A 16,787-nucleotide genomic window follows, 5' to 3' on the forward strand; every position below is an offset into this window, starting at 1 on the left:
TGTCAACTTTATCTAACCTGCAAGCTCTCAGTTATATTCATTCTTAAAGGGTATAAACAGAAAAAAGAACTGTAAATTTATATGGACGTTTACCATACTTTTTTGTATATAAAACAATCGACTATTTTATATTTTTACTGTTTTCTTACGGACTTTTTTTCTTTATTGTCTATATTTCGTGCTGTGGGCTAATTGATGGCAAATCAGGTGGGAACTTTCCTTTACCATTCATCTTAGATAAAAAATATTATTTAGGAACATATGGTTATCTCTTCTTCTCCCAAAAGGCCTGTTGCTTCTGAGCGCTCTTCATGAATCATACTGCGCTTACATCTATTGCACTGCTCAAATACAGCTTTTGAAGAGCATTGTTTCTTCATTCAATAAAAATCCCAGCAAAAAAGACTTTTTATCCTTTGTGAGAAAGAGCCAAAAGGCCATGCTTCCGGAAGCAGGAAGATCACATTGGGTAATTGCCCCGGAGCTTGCTCCAACCAATAACAAGGAAAAATAAAATGAAAACAACAAAACAAGCACTATTTACTCGTGATGCCGTTTTGTGGCAGGCATTACCTGTTGCGATCACATCAGTGATGTTGTCTAGCTTTATTCCATTTACTGAAGCAATGGAAGATGACTATCAGGCGGAAATCGTAGGTGGGAAAGAAGCCATACCCTACTCCAGACCTTATCAAGTCGCATTATTGATGAATGGTCGTCAAGGATGCGGCGGCACTTTAATCAGTCCGAATTGGGTGTTAACAGCGGCGCACTGTTTGGATAATGCCTACCCAAGTGCCATGTCTGTGCGTGTTGGAGCACATAGCCTGAGTCGAAATGATGGCCAGACGATTCAGGTCAGTCAGATCATTGTGCATGAGAACTGGTATGGCGCGAATAATATTCGTTCGGGTTATGATATTGGTTTGTTGAAGCTCTCGTCTCCTGCCAGCAGCCAATATCAACCAGCAAAACTGCCAACTGCGACGATTGAGCAGCAATACGCAGGTATTGGTGATGCTGTGACTGTATCTGGATGGGGATTGACGTACCATAGAGGTCAACAAAGTGACGTTCTGCGAGAAGTGAATTTACCTGTGATTTCGAATAGTAGCTGTAGCCAAAGGTTGAACTTCAATATTCCTAGCTCTGTCATTTGCGGTGGTGGAGAAGGTGGTGTATCCGCTTGTAATGGGGATAGTGGTGGACCTTATGCCGCCAATATAAATGGCACATACTATAACTTTGGTATTGTGAGCTGGGGCATTAACTGTCAGGGAGCTACGGCATTTACGCGAGTCAGTAGCTACGTCGATTGGATTAAGCAAAAAACAGGGATTGGTGATGGTGGCGGAAATCCTGGGAGTGGGCCAGTGGCTGACTTTAGTTATTCAGTCTCTGGCATGACAATTTCATTCAATAACGAATCTCGTGATGACGGTGGTATTGTTCGAAGTGAATGGGATTTCGGTGACGGGAATCGTTCTTCTGAAGGTTCACCACAGCACACGTATCGCCAAAATGGTTCTTATACGGTGTCGCTAAAGGTGACTGGAGATGATGGAAAAGTTGGAACATCATCAAAAACAGTTGAAGTGGGTGACTCTGGTACACCGGGCTGTGGCAATTTACCGACGTGGGATTTCAGGACGTATTACTATGCTGGTGATCGCATCATATGGATGGGGTATCAATTTGAAGCAATGGAATTTTCGTTTTCAGCAGATCCACTGATATATAGTAATGTCTGGAGAAACCTTGGGTCGTGTGGTAACAGAGGATGGAAACAATAATAATATCAAGGAAATATGCGGGGCAAATGCCCCGCGTTGTGACTATTCGGCCTGAATTAAACTAGCTGACTTTAAATTGATTCACGACTTCATGCTGTGCTTCAGCTTGGGTCGAAATTCCTTGTGCAGATCGATAAGCATCTTGTGCTTGTTGTGATACAGCGCTGGCCATATCGGAGACTTGCGTCAAGTCTATGGCGATACTTTGTGCGACGGTTGTTTGTTCTTCAGCTGCGGCTGCAATCTGCGTGCTCATCGAAGAAATTTCTTCGATATCTTCGACAATTACCTGAATTGCGCTATCGATTACTTTTGAATTACTCGCACAGTTTTCGGTTCGCTCACGACTCACCCGCATATATTCAACCGCTTTTTTAGCGCCAGTTTGTAGTGTAGTCAGTAGCGCCTGGATCTCATTTGTGGAGTCATGAGTTTTGTTAGCTAAAGCACGAACCTCATCCGCAACAACCGCAAACCCTCGTCCATGAACCCCTGCTCGGGCGGCTTCAATTGCTGCGTTTAATGCAAGCAGATTTGTTTGTTCTGCAATACCTTGGATCACTTCTAAAATTCGTCCAACGCGCTCCGAGTCTTGATATAGGGTTTCAATCACTGCTGCAGTATTTTGGACGTTTGATTCGAGGTTGCCAATTTCTTGCACATTCTTTTCGATCAGTGATTTGCTCTCGCCAATGTGAGTATTGATTTCATCAACCCGATGCTGGGCACTGACCGCATTATTCGCTACTTCCTGAATGGCCGCTTCCATTTCTGTGACAGCACTTGACATTGACGTCGTATGATCACATTGACGTTGAATATCTTCATTCGTTTGGTGACTCATATCCTGGCCTGATTGGGCTGCTTTGCTGACATCTTCAGCGAGAGAAATGATATGAATAAGCGTATCTCGAAGGCGATGAACTAATTGGTTGACCGATCTCGCTAGCATCGCAAATTCATCTTTTCCTTTGATGGATAGCTCTTTGGTGAGGTTGCCTTGTTCAATTTCTTTGAGGACAGTGTTAATGTCTTGAAGTGGTCTGACAATCCCTGACTTCACACGTAATCCAATGATCGCAGCTGCAAATAATGAAATCAGGATAGCAACACCAATCGTTTGGATTGTCATGAAAACAGTGTCATGGGCATGTTGGTTGGCTTGCTTACTGAGCTTACTAATTTGCAATCGCAATACCGAGAACTTTTCCAGAACGTCGTTCAACTCTTCGGATATTTGACTCAAGCGAGCTTGATTTTCTTCTGCGAGCTGAATTTTCTGGACATAACTGGGTACGAGTCCATTTGGTTGATTGATTTCAGTTTCCAGAATCTGAATGTAAGGCTCTACAGATGCATAAGCATTTGCATTCATCCGCTTCATTTTTCCAAGTTTGTCCACAAGTTGGAATAGCAATTCTTGGCTTTTTTCTTGGGTGTCTTTCACGATATCCAAGTTATTTTGCTTCAGCATATCATCAACGGACAGGATCAATGCTTCACCATTTTGTCGAATAAACTTAGCTTCCCATTCTAACTTAATGTTGTCTGTATCATCGGCAATACTGTTTAGATCGTCAGCGAAAAACTCCCAATCTTCAGAGAGCTTTACAGAACGTTGGACAGCGATATCTTTCACATCGACCCACTTGCGGCGTTGCGAGAGTGCCGTTTTTGACTGATAAAAAATACTTGTCGTTTTTTGTTCGATATCGGAAAGTTGTTTTGCGAGTTCAGGAAAAGCTTTTAGCGTTTGTCGAAGTGCTTTTATTTTTGCGAGGTAACGACTGTGCGTGCTTTGGTAGCTTTTTTGGATTTCCGGTAAGACATTGAGTCGAAGTTCGTTTTCATGTTGCATCAGAAATTTATTACTGTTGAGCAGTAATAATGCCGCTTCTGCGCTTTGGCTTTGCATGTGTTGGATATCTTCTGACATGAAATTCAAATCATCTTTGATTCGATCAAGCTGCAGATAGGATAAAATTCCTGTTGTGATGATCAGGAGCACTAAAATAAGAAAGCCAAAGAGTACTTTCTGTACAATTGTGAGTTGGGGCATCGTACTTACTTCTTTTCAGGGAGTGACACAAATGTGTGTTAATCTAATTGCCTTAACCGATACATTGGTATGAGTTAAAAACTAAAGGATGAGGAATTTACGCGAATTTCATTCAATTTTCTACGATTAATCGATGAAATATGATGAAAAAAACTACAAATAGTCAACAGTATTGAACAGGGTCAAGTATGGTTGAGCTGATACTTAGTCTGGTGACAGGTATTGTCATTGGAATTGTTTTTTCTTTTTTTAAACTACCTTTACCAGCACCACCGGTTTTAGCGGGGGTCGCAGGCGTCGTTGGGATCTATCTTGGGGGGCAGATCTTTATTTTTTTGGCGCGGTATTTTAGTAGTGTTGGGGGGGGATAAACTGGGAATACAATGTACTCCCAGATTGAATTTTAAAGATGCCATCACCTCCAGAGGTGATGGTGGATAAATGACTATGTACTGATTTTTTTGTACTTGATTCGATGTGGCTCGGCAGCGGCACCGATTGTTTGCTTTAACCAGGCTTCGTACTCGGTGTAGTTTCCTTCAAAGAAGTTGACTTGGCCTTCATCACGGTAATCCAGAATATGCGTCGCGATTCTGTCAAGGAACCAGCGATCGTGCGAGATAACCAAAGCACAACCAGGGAACTCTAAGAGTGCATTTTCAAGCGCACGGAGTGTTTCAACGTCCAAATCATTGGTTGGCTCATCCAGAAGGAGAAGGTTACCGCCAGCTCGAAGGAGCTTTGCAAGGTGAACCCGATTTCTTTCACCACCAGAAAGGTCCTTAATGAACTTTTGCTGATCGTTACCACGGAAGTTGAAGCGACCAACATAAGCACGGCTTTGTACTTCGAAGTTACCAATCTTGATGATATCCTGACCGTCAGAGATTTCTTGCCATACGGTGTTATTACCGTTCATTTCATCACGGAACTGATCGACTGTTGCTAACTGAACCGTTTCGCCTAGTTCTATAGAGCCACTATCAGGTGTTTCAGACCCAGAAATCATTCTGAAAAGAGTTGATTTACCTGCACCGTTTGCACCGATGATCCCGACAATTGCACCTTTGGGAACACTAAAGCTTAAGTCATCAATTAAAACACGATCGCCGTATGATTTCGTGATGTTCTTTACATCAAGTACTTTATCACCAAGACGTGTGCCAACTGGGATGTAAAGCTCATTGGTTTCGTTGCGTTTTTGGTAATCTTGGCTATTCAGCTCTTCAAACCGTGCCATACGAGCTTTACTTTTTGCCTGACGACCTTTGGCATTGCTACGAACCCACTCAAGCTCTTGTTTGATTGAGCGTTGGCGTGCTTTTTCTGACTTCTCTTCTTGCTCAAGACGTTGTTCTTTTTGCTCAAGCCAAGATGAGTAGTTTCCTTCCCACGGAATGCCATAACCACGGTCCAGCTCTAAAATCCAGCCGGCTGCATTATCGAGGAAATAACGGTCGTGGGTAATAGCCACAACAGTACCTGTGTATTCATGAAGGAATCGCTCTAACCATGCAACCGACTCAGCATCCAAATGGTTTGTTGGTTCGTCGAGCAGGAGCATGTCCGGCTTTTCAAGCAGTAAACGACAGATGGCGACACGGCGGCGCTCACCACCCGATAAGACTTCAATCTTAGCATCCCACTCTGGTAGGCGAAGTGCATCGGCTGCGCGCTCAAGAATTTGTTCGAAATTATGACCGTCTTTTGCTTGGATGATTGCTTCCAGTTCGCCTTGCTCTTTTGCAAGTGCATCAAAGTCTGCATTTTCATCAGCATAGGCTGCATACACAGCATCAAGGCGCTCTAAAGCTTGCTTGACATCAGCAAGGGCTTCTTCAACAACTTCGCGAACGGTCTTATCCAGGTCTAACTGTGGCTCCTGAGGTAAGTAGCCGATGTTAATACCTGGCTGTGGTCTTGCTTCACCATCAATTTCTTTATCGATACCAGCCATGATGCGCAGCAATGTTGATTTACCTGCGCCATTTAAGCCGAGGACACCAATTTTTGCGCCAGGGAAAAAGGAAAGAGAAATATCTTTGAGGATTGTTTTTTTAGGGGGAACAACTTTGCTCACCCGTGACATCGTATAGATATATTGTGCCATGTGAAATTTTATAAAGAGATTTGTATTGAATGGGGGGTATTTTATCTGATGTTCATGTGAGTTGCATCGACATAAACGACTCATTTATGAAAATTAAGTCAAAATATAGAATCACAGCACAGATAAATAATTGAATCTAGACTGAACTCTTCTCGACATCACTCTCTTCCATTCATTCATGCTCCTCGGCCCTTTGTATGAGGGCCAATTATTCACTGCCCAATTTCTATTCGTTTCAGGCTGTTTTCGAAAAAAAAATCGGAAACAATCGTCATTTTTTTAAGGCAGCCCCAATAAAAAATGAGTAGAATAATCTCCAATCTACAGATATTCGTCCTGTTCAATATTGGATAGAAAATCAACCCACCCTACATCGTCAGAAATGTCGAAGGAGTAATAATGTTAGATCACTCTATGAGTCTCTCGGACTTCGATCCTGAAATCGCACAAGCAATTCAACACGAAGAAAAAAGACAAGAAGAACATATTGAGCTGATTGCGTCAGAAAACTATGCAAGCCAACGTGTCCTGGATGTTCAAGGCTCTGTATTAAATAACAAATATGCAGAAGGCTATCCTGGGAAGCGTTATTACGGTGGTTGTGAGTATGTTGATGTGGCAGAACAACTCGCAATTGAGCGTGCAAAAGAGCTATTTGGTGCTGATTACGCGAATGTTCAGCCGCACTCGGGTTCTCAAGCAAACTCAGCAGCTTTTCAGGCTTTAGTTAGCCCAGGAGATACTGTTCTTGGTATGAGTCTGGCTCACGGTGGACACTTGACGCATGGTTCACACGTCAACTTTTCCGGTAAGCACTATAATGCGATTCAATATGGTTTGAATGAAGAAACAGGCCAGATTGATTACGAGCAAGTTGAAGCATTAGCTGAAGAACATCAACCAAAAATGATCATTGCGGGCTTCTCTGCTTATTCTGGTATTGTTGACTGGAAACGTTTTCGTGAAATTGCGGATAAAGTAGGTGCTTACTTACTTGTAGATATGGCACATGTTGCAGGTTTAGTAGCAGCTGGTTTATATCCAAACCCTCTCCCATATGCAGATGTTGTCACGACAACAACTCACAAAACGCTTGCTGGCCCTCGCAGTGGTTTGATCTTGGCAAAGGCGAATGAGGAAATTGAGAAAAAGCTCAACTCGGCCGTTTTCCCAGGTGGTCAAGGTGGCCCACTTATGCATGTCATTGCAGCAAAAGCCGTTGCATTTAGAGAAGCGCTTCAGCCTGAGTTTAAACTTTATCAGCAGCAGGTTTTAGACAATGCCAAGTTGATGGTAAAGATTATGCAGGAGCGGGGCTACAATATTGTCTCAAATGGTACAGAAAACCACCTATTTCTTGTGGATCTGATTGATAAAGATATTACAGGTAAAGAGGCAGATGCAGCGCTTGGCCGTGCAAATATCACAGTAAACAAGAACTCGGTTCCAAATGATCCACGTTCACCATTTGTCACCTCAGGTCTGCGTCTTGGTACACCAGCGATCACACGCCGCGGATTTAAAGAAGCGGAAACAACGGAACTCACACACTACATTTGCGATGTTCTGGATGATATTCAAAATGAATCGTTAATCCAAGAAACAAAGGATAAAGTCAAAGCACTGTGTGCAAGATTCCCAGTGTACAAATAACAAAGATCAATACTGACTGGCCGCTTCCGCGGCCATTTTTTCAGGAAGTAAGTAATATACGAGGACGGTTATGTATTGTCCATTTTGCCAAGCTCAGGATACCAAAGTAATTGACTCGCGTTTAGGCGCAGGGGGAACACAAGTCCGCCGACGTCGGGCATGTTCTGTTTGTCATGAACGCTTTAATACTTTTGAACAGGTTGAGTTGGTGATGCCCCGTGTGATTAAGCAAGATGGTTCGAGACAGGCATTTGATGAACAAAAAATCCAGCGAGGTCTTTCAAGAGCTTTGGAGAAGCGTCCTGTCAGTACCGAGCAAATTGAGCAATTGATCCAAGAGGTAAAGAGTAAGCTTAGAGCGCAAGGAGAAAGAGAAGTACCCAGTCAGACAATTGGAAATATGATCATGGCGTTGTTGTTGCCTATTGATAAAGTGGCTTATGTACGATTTGCATCTGTCTATCGTAGCTTTGATGATATTCGAGAATTTGGTGAAGAAATTGCAAAACTGGGCGACAGCGGCGCAGTTTGATAATTGAGGTCAAATCTAATGAAGTTTTCTGCCATCGATCATCAAATGATGGTAAAAGCCATACAACTGGCAAGGCTTGGTCGTTTTACGACAAGCCCAAATCCTAATGTTGGGTGTGTGATTGTTCAGTCCGAGCACGTTGTGGGCGCCGGATGGCACCAACAAGCAGGCTCACCGCATGCTGAAGTTCATGCACTGAAGGATGCTGGCGAACGAACAATTGGTGCAACGGTCTATGTCACATTAGAGCCCTGTTCTCATTTTGGACGAACTCCCCCTTGTGCAAATGCTCTGATCGATGCGGGTGTTGATCGTGTTGTTGTTGCAATGCAGGATCCAAATCCTGATGTGCATGGAAAAGGTATTGAACGGTTACGCAAAGCGGGGATTCAAGTTGATGTTGGTTTATTGGAAGAAGAAGCTCGCTTACTTAATCAGCCTTTCTTATTTCGTATGGCGCAACAGAGGCCGATGGTCACCGTAAAATTGGCAACCAGCCTAGATGGTAAAGTAGCGCTTTCGAACGGTAAAAGCCAATGGATCACCGGTTTAGACGCGCGCAAAGATGTGCAAGTTCACCGGGCGATGGCTTGCGGAATTCTCTCGACGGCACAAACTGTGATTGCAGATGACGCCATGCTCACTGTCCGAAGCGAAGCACTCCCAACTGGTTTATATCCACAAGCGCTTGATGTTCGCCAGCCTGTCAGAGTGATTATTGATACGCAGCACCGTCTTACACCCGACCTCCGCTTATTTCAAACCGAATCACCAATTCTCATTGTTCGAACAAGACTTGAAAATCAAATCGACTGGCCACACTTTGTGGAAGAAGTACTCATTGAAGAAAAAGATGGGCACGTTGATCTTCAAGCGTTAATGAAAACACTCTCAGCAAGGCAATTGAATCACCTTTGGGTTGAATCAGGGGCTGCTCTGGCAGGCGCTTTATTCGCATCCAAACTCGTTGACCAGTTTATTTTATATCAGGCCCCAGTGATTTTGGGAGATCATGCTCAAGATATGATACAGCTACCGGAGCTGACAGATTTAGCGACGTGTTTACGTTTTTCTGTTCAAACACGGCAGATGGTTGGACAAGACTTAAAGATAGAGGCAGAACCAATTTATGTTCACAGGGATCATTGAAGCAATTGGCCATATCGAGTCAATTCAAATGGGCGCTGATGATGCGCGGATCAGAGTGCGTGCTGGAAAAATGAGCATGTCGGATGTCAAGTTAGGGGATAGCATTGCAACCAATGGCGTTTGTTTAACGGTTGTTGAGATGGATGCACACCACTTTACTGCGGATGTATCGAATGAAACACTCCGACTGACGAATTTTGGCATTTATAAAGCGGGCCAAAAAGTAAACCTTGAAAAAGCCCTCATGCCAACATCCCGTTTAGGGGGTCATATTGTCAGTGGTCATGTTGATGGTGTTGCAAAAGTATCTGCCATCAATAAACTCTCCAGAGCCATAGATTATTGGCTGGAACTTCCAAAAGAGCTGGTCCGTTATGTTGCCTATAAAGGTTCAATTACTGTCGATGGGACAAGCCTGACCATCAATGCTGTTGAAGAAAACAGAGTTAAATTAACGTTGGTGCCGCACTCTTTGGAAGAAACCATGATTTCAGATTATCAGGTGGGTACATCTGTTCATATTGAAGTGGATGTGCTTGCCAGATACCTCGAGCGACTGTTGTTATCCACACAAAAAGATGAGAATAACCCTTCCGGTCTCACGCTAGAGTCTTTGACTAAAGCTGGATTTGCCTAAAGAGAAATAGATTATGAATTTGAATACGCCAGAAGAAATCATTGAAGATATTCGCCAAGGCAAAATGGTGATCCTGATGGATGATGAAGATCGTGAAAATGAAGGTGATCTCATCATGGCTGCAGAGTTAACGACGCCGGAAAAAATCAATTTTATGGCAACGTATGGCCGGGGGTTAATTTGTTTAACCATGACGCAAGCACGCAGTCGCCAGTTAAATTTACCACTCATGGTCGATAGTAATAACTCACAGTTTTCAACCAATTTTACTGTATCAATTGAGGCCGCAGAAGGTGTAACGACTGGGATTTCAGCAGCTGATCGTGCAAAAACGGTGCTTGCTGCTGTAGCAAAAGACGCAAGACCTGCTGATATTGTTCAACCGGGGCATATCTTTCCAATTGTTGCCAAAGAAGGTGGTGTACTAACACGTGCGGGACACACAGAAGCTGGCTGTGATTTGGCTCGGCTAGCTGGCCTTGAGCCGACAAGTGTGATTGTTGAGATCCTCAATGATGATGGCACAATGGCGAGACGTCCAGATTTGGAAGTTTTTGCTCAAAAGCATGGCATTAAAATTGGCACGATTGCGGATTTGATCGAATACCGCAATATGAATGAAACAACGATTGAACGGATTGCGCACTGTCACCTCCCGACGGAGTATGGAGAATTCAATCTAACAACATTTAAAGATACGATCGACGGACAAGTGCATTTTGCACTGACCAAAGGGGAGATTGATCCGGAAAAACCAACCCTTGTTCGTGTCCACCTACAAAACACATTTAGCGATATCCTCATGTCAGAACGCGATGTCGATCGCAGTTATTCACTACCGCGTGCAATGCAGCGCATTGCAAATGAAGGTGGCGTCTTGGTCATTCTTGCGAAACAGGAATCATCTGACGAACTAATTCAGAAAGTCACCGACTTTTCTGCACAAGATGCTGGTGAAATGAAACCAAGAGCAAAATGGTCTGGAACGTCACGAAATGTTGGGGTTGGTTCTCAAATACTGGCTGACCTTGGTGTCAGAAAAATGCGTCTTTTAAGTACACCGAAAAAATATCATGCGCTATCAGGCTTTGGGCTTGAACTTGTCGAATATGTTAGTGAATAACTGAAGGGCGTTTCGATTTTAGAGACGTTTTTGAGTTGTCGATTCTGCATGAAAAATAAACATACTTATCCGTAAAGTAAAAACAGCGGCGTTTTTGAAAATTTGTGATAGAATGCCGCGCTATTTCCATTTTAGGGTGCTGCAACAAAATGAATGTGATCGAAGGAAATTTCCAAGCAGAAAATAAAAAGTTTGCTATCGTCGTCTCTCGCTTCAATAGCTTTATTGTTGAGAGCTTGTTAGATGGTGCTGTTGATGCCCTGAAGCGTCATGGTAGTGTGCAAGATGACAACATCACAGTCATCCGTGTTCCAGGTGCCTATGAGCTTCCTCTTGCAGCCCAAAAAGTCGCAAAAAAAGGCGATTTTGACGCTATTATTGCTATTGGCGCAGTGATCCGTGGTGGAACACCACATTTTGACTTCGTTGCAGGTGAGTGTAATAAAGGCCTTGCGCAAGTAGCGCTTGAGCATGATACCCCAGTTGCATTTGGTGTGATCACAACAGATACAATTGAACAAGCTGTTGAGCGCGCAGGGACAAAAGCTGGCAATAAAGGTGCAGAAGCTGCACTGAGCGCATTAGAAATGGTTAATGTTTTAGAGCTTATTTGATTTCGGAGGTGTAATGAAACCAGCGGCTCGTCGTAAAGCCCGTAGTTTGGCGGTTCAGGCAATTTATTCTTGGCAAGTAACGGGACATCAAATTGCTGATGTTGAACATCAATATCTGTTAGAACAAGACGTCAGTAAAATTGATGTCAGTTACTTTCAGGACTTGGTGCGTGGTGTTGCTGTCAATACGAAGCAAATTGATGAAATTTTATCTCCGTTTGTTGCACGTCCGTTTGATGAAATCGATTTAATTGAGAAGGCAGTGTTACGTTTAGGAACTTATGAACTAAAATTCCGTGATGACGTTCCATCGAAAGTTTCAATTAATGAAGCGATTGAACTCGCGAAGTCATTTGCGGCTGATGATAGCCACCGCTTCGTCAATGGTGTACTGGACAAAGTTGTGAAAGTCGTCAGAGAACAATCCTAAGTTCAGTAGGTACTATGAAAGAATTCGAGCTCATCGAACGGTATTTAAAATATAGAGGCAACCAAAGAAAGGATGTTGCGATAGGAATCGGTGATGACGCCGCAGTGGTGGATATTCCTGAAGGAATGCAGCTGGTTGTCACAACCGATACGCTTGTCAGCGGCGTTCATTTTTTTCCTGACTGCGATCCGCGAGCATTGGGGCATAAAGCAGTTGCAGTCAATCTGTCAGATTTATCTGCAATGGGTGCTGAGCCAGGTTGGTTGTCTGTTGCATTGACTTTGCCAAGTATTGATGAGCAATGGATTCAAGACTTTTCGCAAGGCCTGTTTGAAATCTCTGAATATTATAATGCGCAAGTTATTGGCGGAGATACGACGCAAGGCCCACTGAGTGTCACTGTCAGTGCGAAAGGGCTCGTACCGAAAGACAAAGCGTTATTACGTTCCAATGCAAAACCTGGAGATTGGGTTTTTGTCTCCGGTTATATTGGAGATGCTGGATTGGCACTCGGATATCGAAATCAACAATTTGATATTCCGATGAAGCACCAAAACTACATTCTTTCCCGATTAGACTACCCAACACCACGTGTTGCAGCAGGCCAAGCAATTCGCAACTTTGCTTCTTCTGCAATTGACTTATCTGATGGGCTAATTTCTGATATCCAGCACATTTTGCGAGCATCTGAAGTTGGTGCTCAAATTGATGTTGGAAAATTACCACTCTCGACAGCATTGCTCGATTCTGTATCAATCGAAGATGCCTATCGATTGGCTTTGGGTTCTGGTGATGACTATGAACTCTTATTTACAGTCCCAGAAGATAAAAGAGGGGCGATGGAAGTCAGTCTGACACAATACGGTGTTGATGCTACATGTATCGGACAAATCAGAGGTGGCTCTTCGCTTGAGCTTGTGAAAGATGATGTGCCATATATTGCGAATCTAACGGGATTTGAGCACTTCTCCCGTTCGTAGCGGGCTAAAATGCGTCATGCCAGCAATAGGCTTTATGGATTATTATGTTAGAAGCGAAATCACGTTTTCAATTGAGTAACCCTGTTCACTTCCTTGCATTAGGATTTGGATCTGGACTTGCACCCAAGGCACCAGGAACTTTTGGAACATTAGCGGCGATTCCTATTTTTCTTTTTCTCTCCTTCCTGACTCTCCCACTATACTTGGGAGTGGTATTTTTGTTTGCAATAGCCGGGATTTACATCTGTGGAAAAGCTGCAAATGATGCGAGCTGTCATGATCATCCTGCTATTGTATGGGATGAAGTCGTTGGTTTTCTTATCACGATGATAGCTGTGCCGCCGTCTGTAGCGACAGTATGTGTTGGATTTATCGCCTTTCGTGTTTTTGACATTGTGAAACCTTGGCCAATTTCGTATTTTGATAAGCAGGTTCACGGTGGTTTGGGGATCATGTTAGACGATGTTATTGCAGGAATTTTTGCTGCAATCACAGTTCATCTTTTGATGCTGAGTTCTTGGCTGTGATAGACTGACTGTAGGTAATAAGATACAGCTTTATGATTATGCGATGCATCGCAACAATGGCCCGGTGGTTCGTATGTGCTGCAATACTAACAATCACTGTGCAAGTTCATGGTTCTGTCCATGATTACGACCTCAAACATTGGACTTCCCAAGATGGCTTGTCTTCACAAGCTGTACGTGCTCTCGTTCAAGATAAAAATGGCTACTTATGGGTTGGTACCCTGTCCGGTTTAAACCGTTTTGATGGCAAGAAGTTCACAATCTTCAATACACGAAATCAGAAGAACCTCGCAAGCAATGCAATCAACCGACTGTATCTGGATAGTTCCGGCAGGATCTGGATCGGAACAAGAAGTGGGTTGTCACTCCTCAACCCTGAAACACTGACCTTTGAAAAAGTAAACATTTTTGGTGAAGTCACGGATGTGATCGAAATGTCCCCAGGTCGCTTTCTAGTTGCTGCAAATGGTTTATTTTCCGTTCAAGATAAAAAAATCACACGCCTAACTTCCGTCACAACTCCCGTCAGTCAATTAGAAAAAACCGAAGATGGGATTTGGGCAGCCAGCTCAACAGAACTCTTCTTTATTAAACAAGACAACAAAACACCAGAAGTGAAAAAATATCCACTGTTCGAAGATGCCTTTCGAACCGTCGTGAATGACTTGTACTGGAACAATAAGGAACAAACCCTTTATATTGCGACAGAGTCTGGGTTGTATGAATTTACTCGTGAAAAAGGAAACCAGGAGAGCGGTGATATCCCTGGGGAAAGAAGAGCCGTTTATCGGATCCATAAAGATAGAAGTGGTGCGCTTTGGGTATCATCTGATGGTATTCTTGCTTATCGTAATCCATTGAATGAATGGGAAAATATTAACGATGAGCATCTTGATCATAAACCTTGGTTTTTAGATATTCTTGAAGCAAAAGATGGTGCGATTTGGCTGGCGAGTAGTGGCGAAGGACTTTACCGGGCAGAAGAGGGAAATGTCGCTCGGATCATGCCACAGGATGTACTGGAAAAAAAGTCAGTAGTGTTGCAACAGATGCGCAAGGCAAGCTTTGGTTGGCTGCTGGATATCAGTTGGGTTTCTTAAGCGACGTGAAAGGTTTCTCGAAAATTAAACCCATGCCATATAAGGTCAATCGGGTCAATCACTTTACTTTTTTGGAAGATAAAAGAATTGTAGCAGCCACGAATGTTGGTATTTTTGTCTATGAGGTTGATCAGTGGAAGCGTCTGCCTGGGACTGAGCGTCTTAATCAGATGCCAATTAATTTTATTGTGGTTTCTTACGATCAAGAGCTTTGGTTTGGTACTCTTCAGGGGATGTTCCGCTGGAAAGATGGAAAATTGAGAACATTCCCATTTGATCGCTACTTCGAATCAAAAAACATGACGTTCTATGTTCCTGATGGTGATAATGGCTGGGTTGGAACAACCCGAGGTGCTTATTATTATGCACAAGCGCAGGCACAGCGTTTAGGGCCTTTGTTACCGCTTTATACCGCTCATATTACTTGGATCTTGCCGCTTAATGAACAGGAACTGATCATTGCGACACTCGATGATGGTATTTTCTTTCGCAACGAAAAAGAACACTGGATCCAAAAAGATTACTCGGATGGATTACCACTCGGTGCAATTGCAAGTTTGCATTTAGATAGCGATAGAGAGCAGCTTTGGGTAAGTTCAAATAAAGGCATCTACCGTTTATCACTCGCACAATTGAGAAATGAAAATGCAGATAATGTTGCAGTTGAAAATATTATTACACCCTTTGACCACCAGCTTGGTTCTCCACAAGGAAACTGTTGTGAAGGTTTTGGCTTAGGGAAAGTTATTGCGTCCAAAGGGATGGTGTATTATCCAAGCTCACAAGGTGTAATGGCTGTCCCAAATGGCGAAGAAGTGGTTGAAGATGTTGAAGCCCGGCTACAACCAATTATCGAAACCGTTGTATTGGGTAATACCAAAGTCACTCCAGGTAGAAAGAATATAATACAGTCGGTTGTGGATGCCAGAGATATTCAGCTGAGTTTTACTGCTGTGAATTATACGAACGAAGAATTGGAATTTCGGTATAAATTAAAAGGGCTAGATAACGACTGGCGTCTGGCAGAAGAAGATATTCGTAAGGCAATGTTTACCCACTTACCTGCGGGCATGTACACCTTTCTTGTTCAAGCCAAACGGCCTTATGAGTTTTGGGATAATAGCCCTGCTTCGGAAGAAGATGAACTGATCACAGCAAAAGTTAAAATTCGCATTCCAAGAAAATTTACAGAGTCGATTATCTATCGTGCATTGCTAGGGCTTTTGGTGGTTTTTGCGGTCTATCTCATCATTGCGCTGTATCGACGCAGTCATGTCCTCAGGCAACGAGCGTTAGAAAAATTAGTACAACAACGTACACAGGAATTGGAACATACCAACCGAATGCTCAATGAAGCCAATGGGAAACTCAAACAACAAAGCCACAGTGATGAACTCACGGGCCTTCGAAGTCGGCGTTATCTTTTCGAGCAAGTACCAAAGGATGTGGAACATTTCCAGCGTAATATTGAATTGATGGAATCACAAGGTAAAACCATTGCTTTGATTTACATGGATTTGGATGATTTTCGCCGTATCAATGAAGAGTTTGGTCATGTGATTGGGGATAGTGTGATCCAACAATTCTCTTCCTATTTAACGACTAAAGTCCGTGGCTCTGACTATGTCGTACGAATCAGTGGGGAAGAGTTTTTAATTGTTCTGCGGGATATCAAAGTGGAGCATGTTCATGATTTTGTTGCTGGACTTTTCCGTGGGATCCAGTCGACTCGTTTTGAAATCCCTGAAGATCGTGTGATGGATCTCACATGTTCTATGGGGATTGGTTTGTATCCGATGCCACTACTTGGTGGTCGATTGATCAACTGGGAAGTCTCTCTCAATTTGGCCGAAATCGCCATGTACCATGCAAAAAGCAGTGGTGGAAACTCTTGGGCATTGTTGCGATTTGATGAGCAAGTTGATGCATTCGAATTTGAGGACACACAAAATATAGAAACAGAAGTCGAAAACTTGCTGTCTGCATCTTTGGCTTGGTTTGATTTGAGAAACTTGAGCATGGAAGAGTATCAAAATGTTGAAACGGAAGAAGAGTAGAGGAACATTTCTATAGAATTGAA

At 43.2% G+C, this 16,787-nt stretch carries 15 protein-coding genes; 13 read left to right on the forward strand and 2 right to left on the reverse strand.

Going from position 1 to position 16,787, the window contains the following annotated elements:
• Nucleotides 1-515: 515 nt before the first annotated feature.
• Complete coding sequence (locus tag C505_RS22880; RefSeq protein WP_018694029.1) at nucleotides 516-1,793, forward strand: trypsin-like serine protease; 1,278 nt, start codon at nucleotides 516-518, stop codon at nucleotides 1,791-1,793.
• A 61-nt stretch (nucleotides 1,794-1,854) separates the two neighbouring features.
• Here C505_RS22880 and C505_RS0118000 read toward each other — a convergent pair whose 3' ends face one another.
• Complete coding sequence (locus C505_RS0118000; RefSeq protein ID WP_018694030.1) at nucleotides 1,855-3,852, reverse strand: methyl-accepting chemotaxis protein; 1,998 nt, start codon at nucleotides 3,850-3,852, stop codon at nucleotides 1,855-1,857.
• A 188-nt stretch (nucleotides 3,853-4,040) separates the two neighbouring features.
• Here C505_RS0118000 and C505_RS0118005 point away from each other — a divergent pair, with 188 nt between their 5' ends.
• Nucleotides 4,041-4,223, forward strand: a complete 183-nt coding sequence (locus C505_RS0118005; protein WP_018694031.1) for a XapX domain-containing protein — start codon at nucleotides 4,041-4,043, stop codon at nucleotides 4,221-4,223.
• Between the two features lie 74 nt (nucleotides 4,224-4,297).
• Here C505_RS0118005 and ettA read toward each other — a convergent pair whose 3' ends face one another.
• Nucleotides 4,298-5,962, reverse strand: coding sequence for an energy-dependent translational throttle protein EttA (gene ettA, locus C505_RS0118010; RefSeq protein WP_018694032.1), 1,665 nt, complete (start codon nucleotides 5,960-5,962; stop codon nucleotides 4,298-4,300).
• Nucleotides 5,963-6,361: 399 nt separating this feature from the next.
• Here ettA and glyA point away from each other — a divergent pair, with 399 nt between their 5' ends.
• The 11 genes from glyA (at nucleotide 6,362) to C505_RS0118065 (ending at nucleotide 16,764) form a co-directional block, all read left to right on the forward strand.
• Entirely contained in the window at nucleotides 6,362-7,615 is a 1,254-nt protein-coding gene (gene glyA, locus C505_RS0118015; protein ID WP_018694033.1) for a serine hydroxymethyltransferase, read from the forward strand.
• 70 nt (nucleotides 7,616-7,685) lie between these two features.
• The gene (gene nrdR, locus C505_RS0118020; RefSeq protein ID WP_018694034.1) at nucleotides 7,686-8,147 is read left to right on the forward strand and encodes a transcriptional regulator NrdR; all 462 of its coding nucleotides are present in this window, start codon (nucleotides 7,686-7,688) and stop codon (nucleotides 8,145-8,147) included.
• A gap of 18 nt (nucleotides 8,148-8,165) precedes the next feature.
• Nucleotides 8,166-9,296, forward strand: a complete 1,131-nt coding sequence (gene ribD, locus C505_RS0118025) for a bifunctional diaminohydroxyphosphoribosylaminopyrimidine deaminase/5-amino-6-(5-phosphoribosylamino)uracil reductase RibD (RefSeq protein WP_018694035.1) — start codon at nucleotides 8,166-8,168, stop codon at nucleotides 9,294-9,296.
• Entirely contained in the window at nucleotides 9,277-9,933 is a 657-nt protein-coding gene (locus C505_RS0118030) for a riboflavin synthase (protein WP_018694036.1), read from the forward strand. Before ribD ends, C505_RS0118030 begins: the two co-directional genes overlap by 20 nt.
• Nucleotides 9,934-9,946: 13 nt before the next feature.
• Nucleotides 9,947-11,056, forward strand: coding sequence for a bifunctional 3,4-dihydroxy-2-butanone-4-phosphate synthase/GTP cyclohydrolase II (gene ribBA, locus C505_RS0118035; RefSeq protein ID WP_018694037.1), 1,110 nt, complete (start codon nucleotides 9,947-9,949; stop codon nucleotides 11,054-11,056).
• 149 nt (nucleotides 11,057-11,205) lie between these two features.
• Nucleotides 11,206-11,670, forward strand: a complete 465-nt coding sequence (gene ribH, locus C505_RS0118040; protein WP_018694038.1) for a 6,7-dimethyl-8-ribityllumazine synthase — start codon at nucleotides 11,206-11,208, stop codon at nucleotides 11,668-11,670.
• A gap of 13 nt (nucleotides 11,671-11,683) precedes the next feature.
• Entirely contained in the window at nucleotides 11,684-12,100 is a 417-nt protein-coding gene (gene nusB / locus C505_RS0118045; protein WP_018694039.1) for a transcription antitermination factor NusB, read from the forward strand.
• A gap of 14 nt (nucleotides 12,101-12,114) precedes the next feature.
• Nucleotides 12,115-13,080 carry a thiamine-phosphate kinase gene (thiL, locus tag C505_RS0118050; RefSeq protein ID WP_018694040.1) on the forward strand — a complete coding sequence of 322 codons (966 nt, stop codon included), beginning with the start codon at nucleotides 12,115-12,117 and terminating at the stop codon, nucleotides 13,078-13,080.
• A gap of 44 nt (nucleotides 13,081-13,124) precedes the next feature.
• Complete coding sequence (locus C505_RS0118055) at nucleotides 13,125-13,607, forward strand: phosphatidylglycerophosphatase A family protein (protein ID WP_018694041.1); 483 nt, start codon at nucleotides 13,125-13,127, stop codon at nucleotides 13,605-13,607.
• Nucleotides 13,608-13,639: 32 nt separating this feature from the next.
• Complete coding sequence (locus C505_RS0118060; RefSeq protein WP_026318073.1) at nucleotides 13,640-14,707, forward strand: ligand-binding sensor domain-containing protein; 1,068 nt, start codon at nucleotides 13,640-13,642, stop codon at nucleotides 14,705-14,707.
• Between the two features lie 32 nt (nucleotides 14,708-14,739).
• The gene (locus tag C505_RS0118065) at nucleotides 14,740-16,764 is read left to right on the forward strand and encodes a ligand-binding sensor domain-containing diguanylate cyclase (RefSeq protein WP_026318074.1); all 2,025 of its coding nucleotides are present in this window, start codon (nucleotides 14,740-14,742) and stop codon (nucleotides 16,762-16,764) included.
• The last annotated feature ends 23 nt before the right edge of the window (nucleotides 16,765-16,787 follow it).

It is taken from the genome of Algicola sagamiensis DSM 14643 (assembly GCF_000374485.1).
Taxonomy (GTDB): Bacteria; Pseudomonadota; Gammaproteobacteria; order Enterobacterales; family Alteromonadaceae; genus Algicola; species Algicola sagamiensis.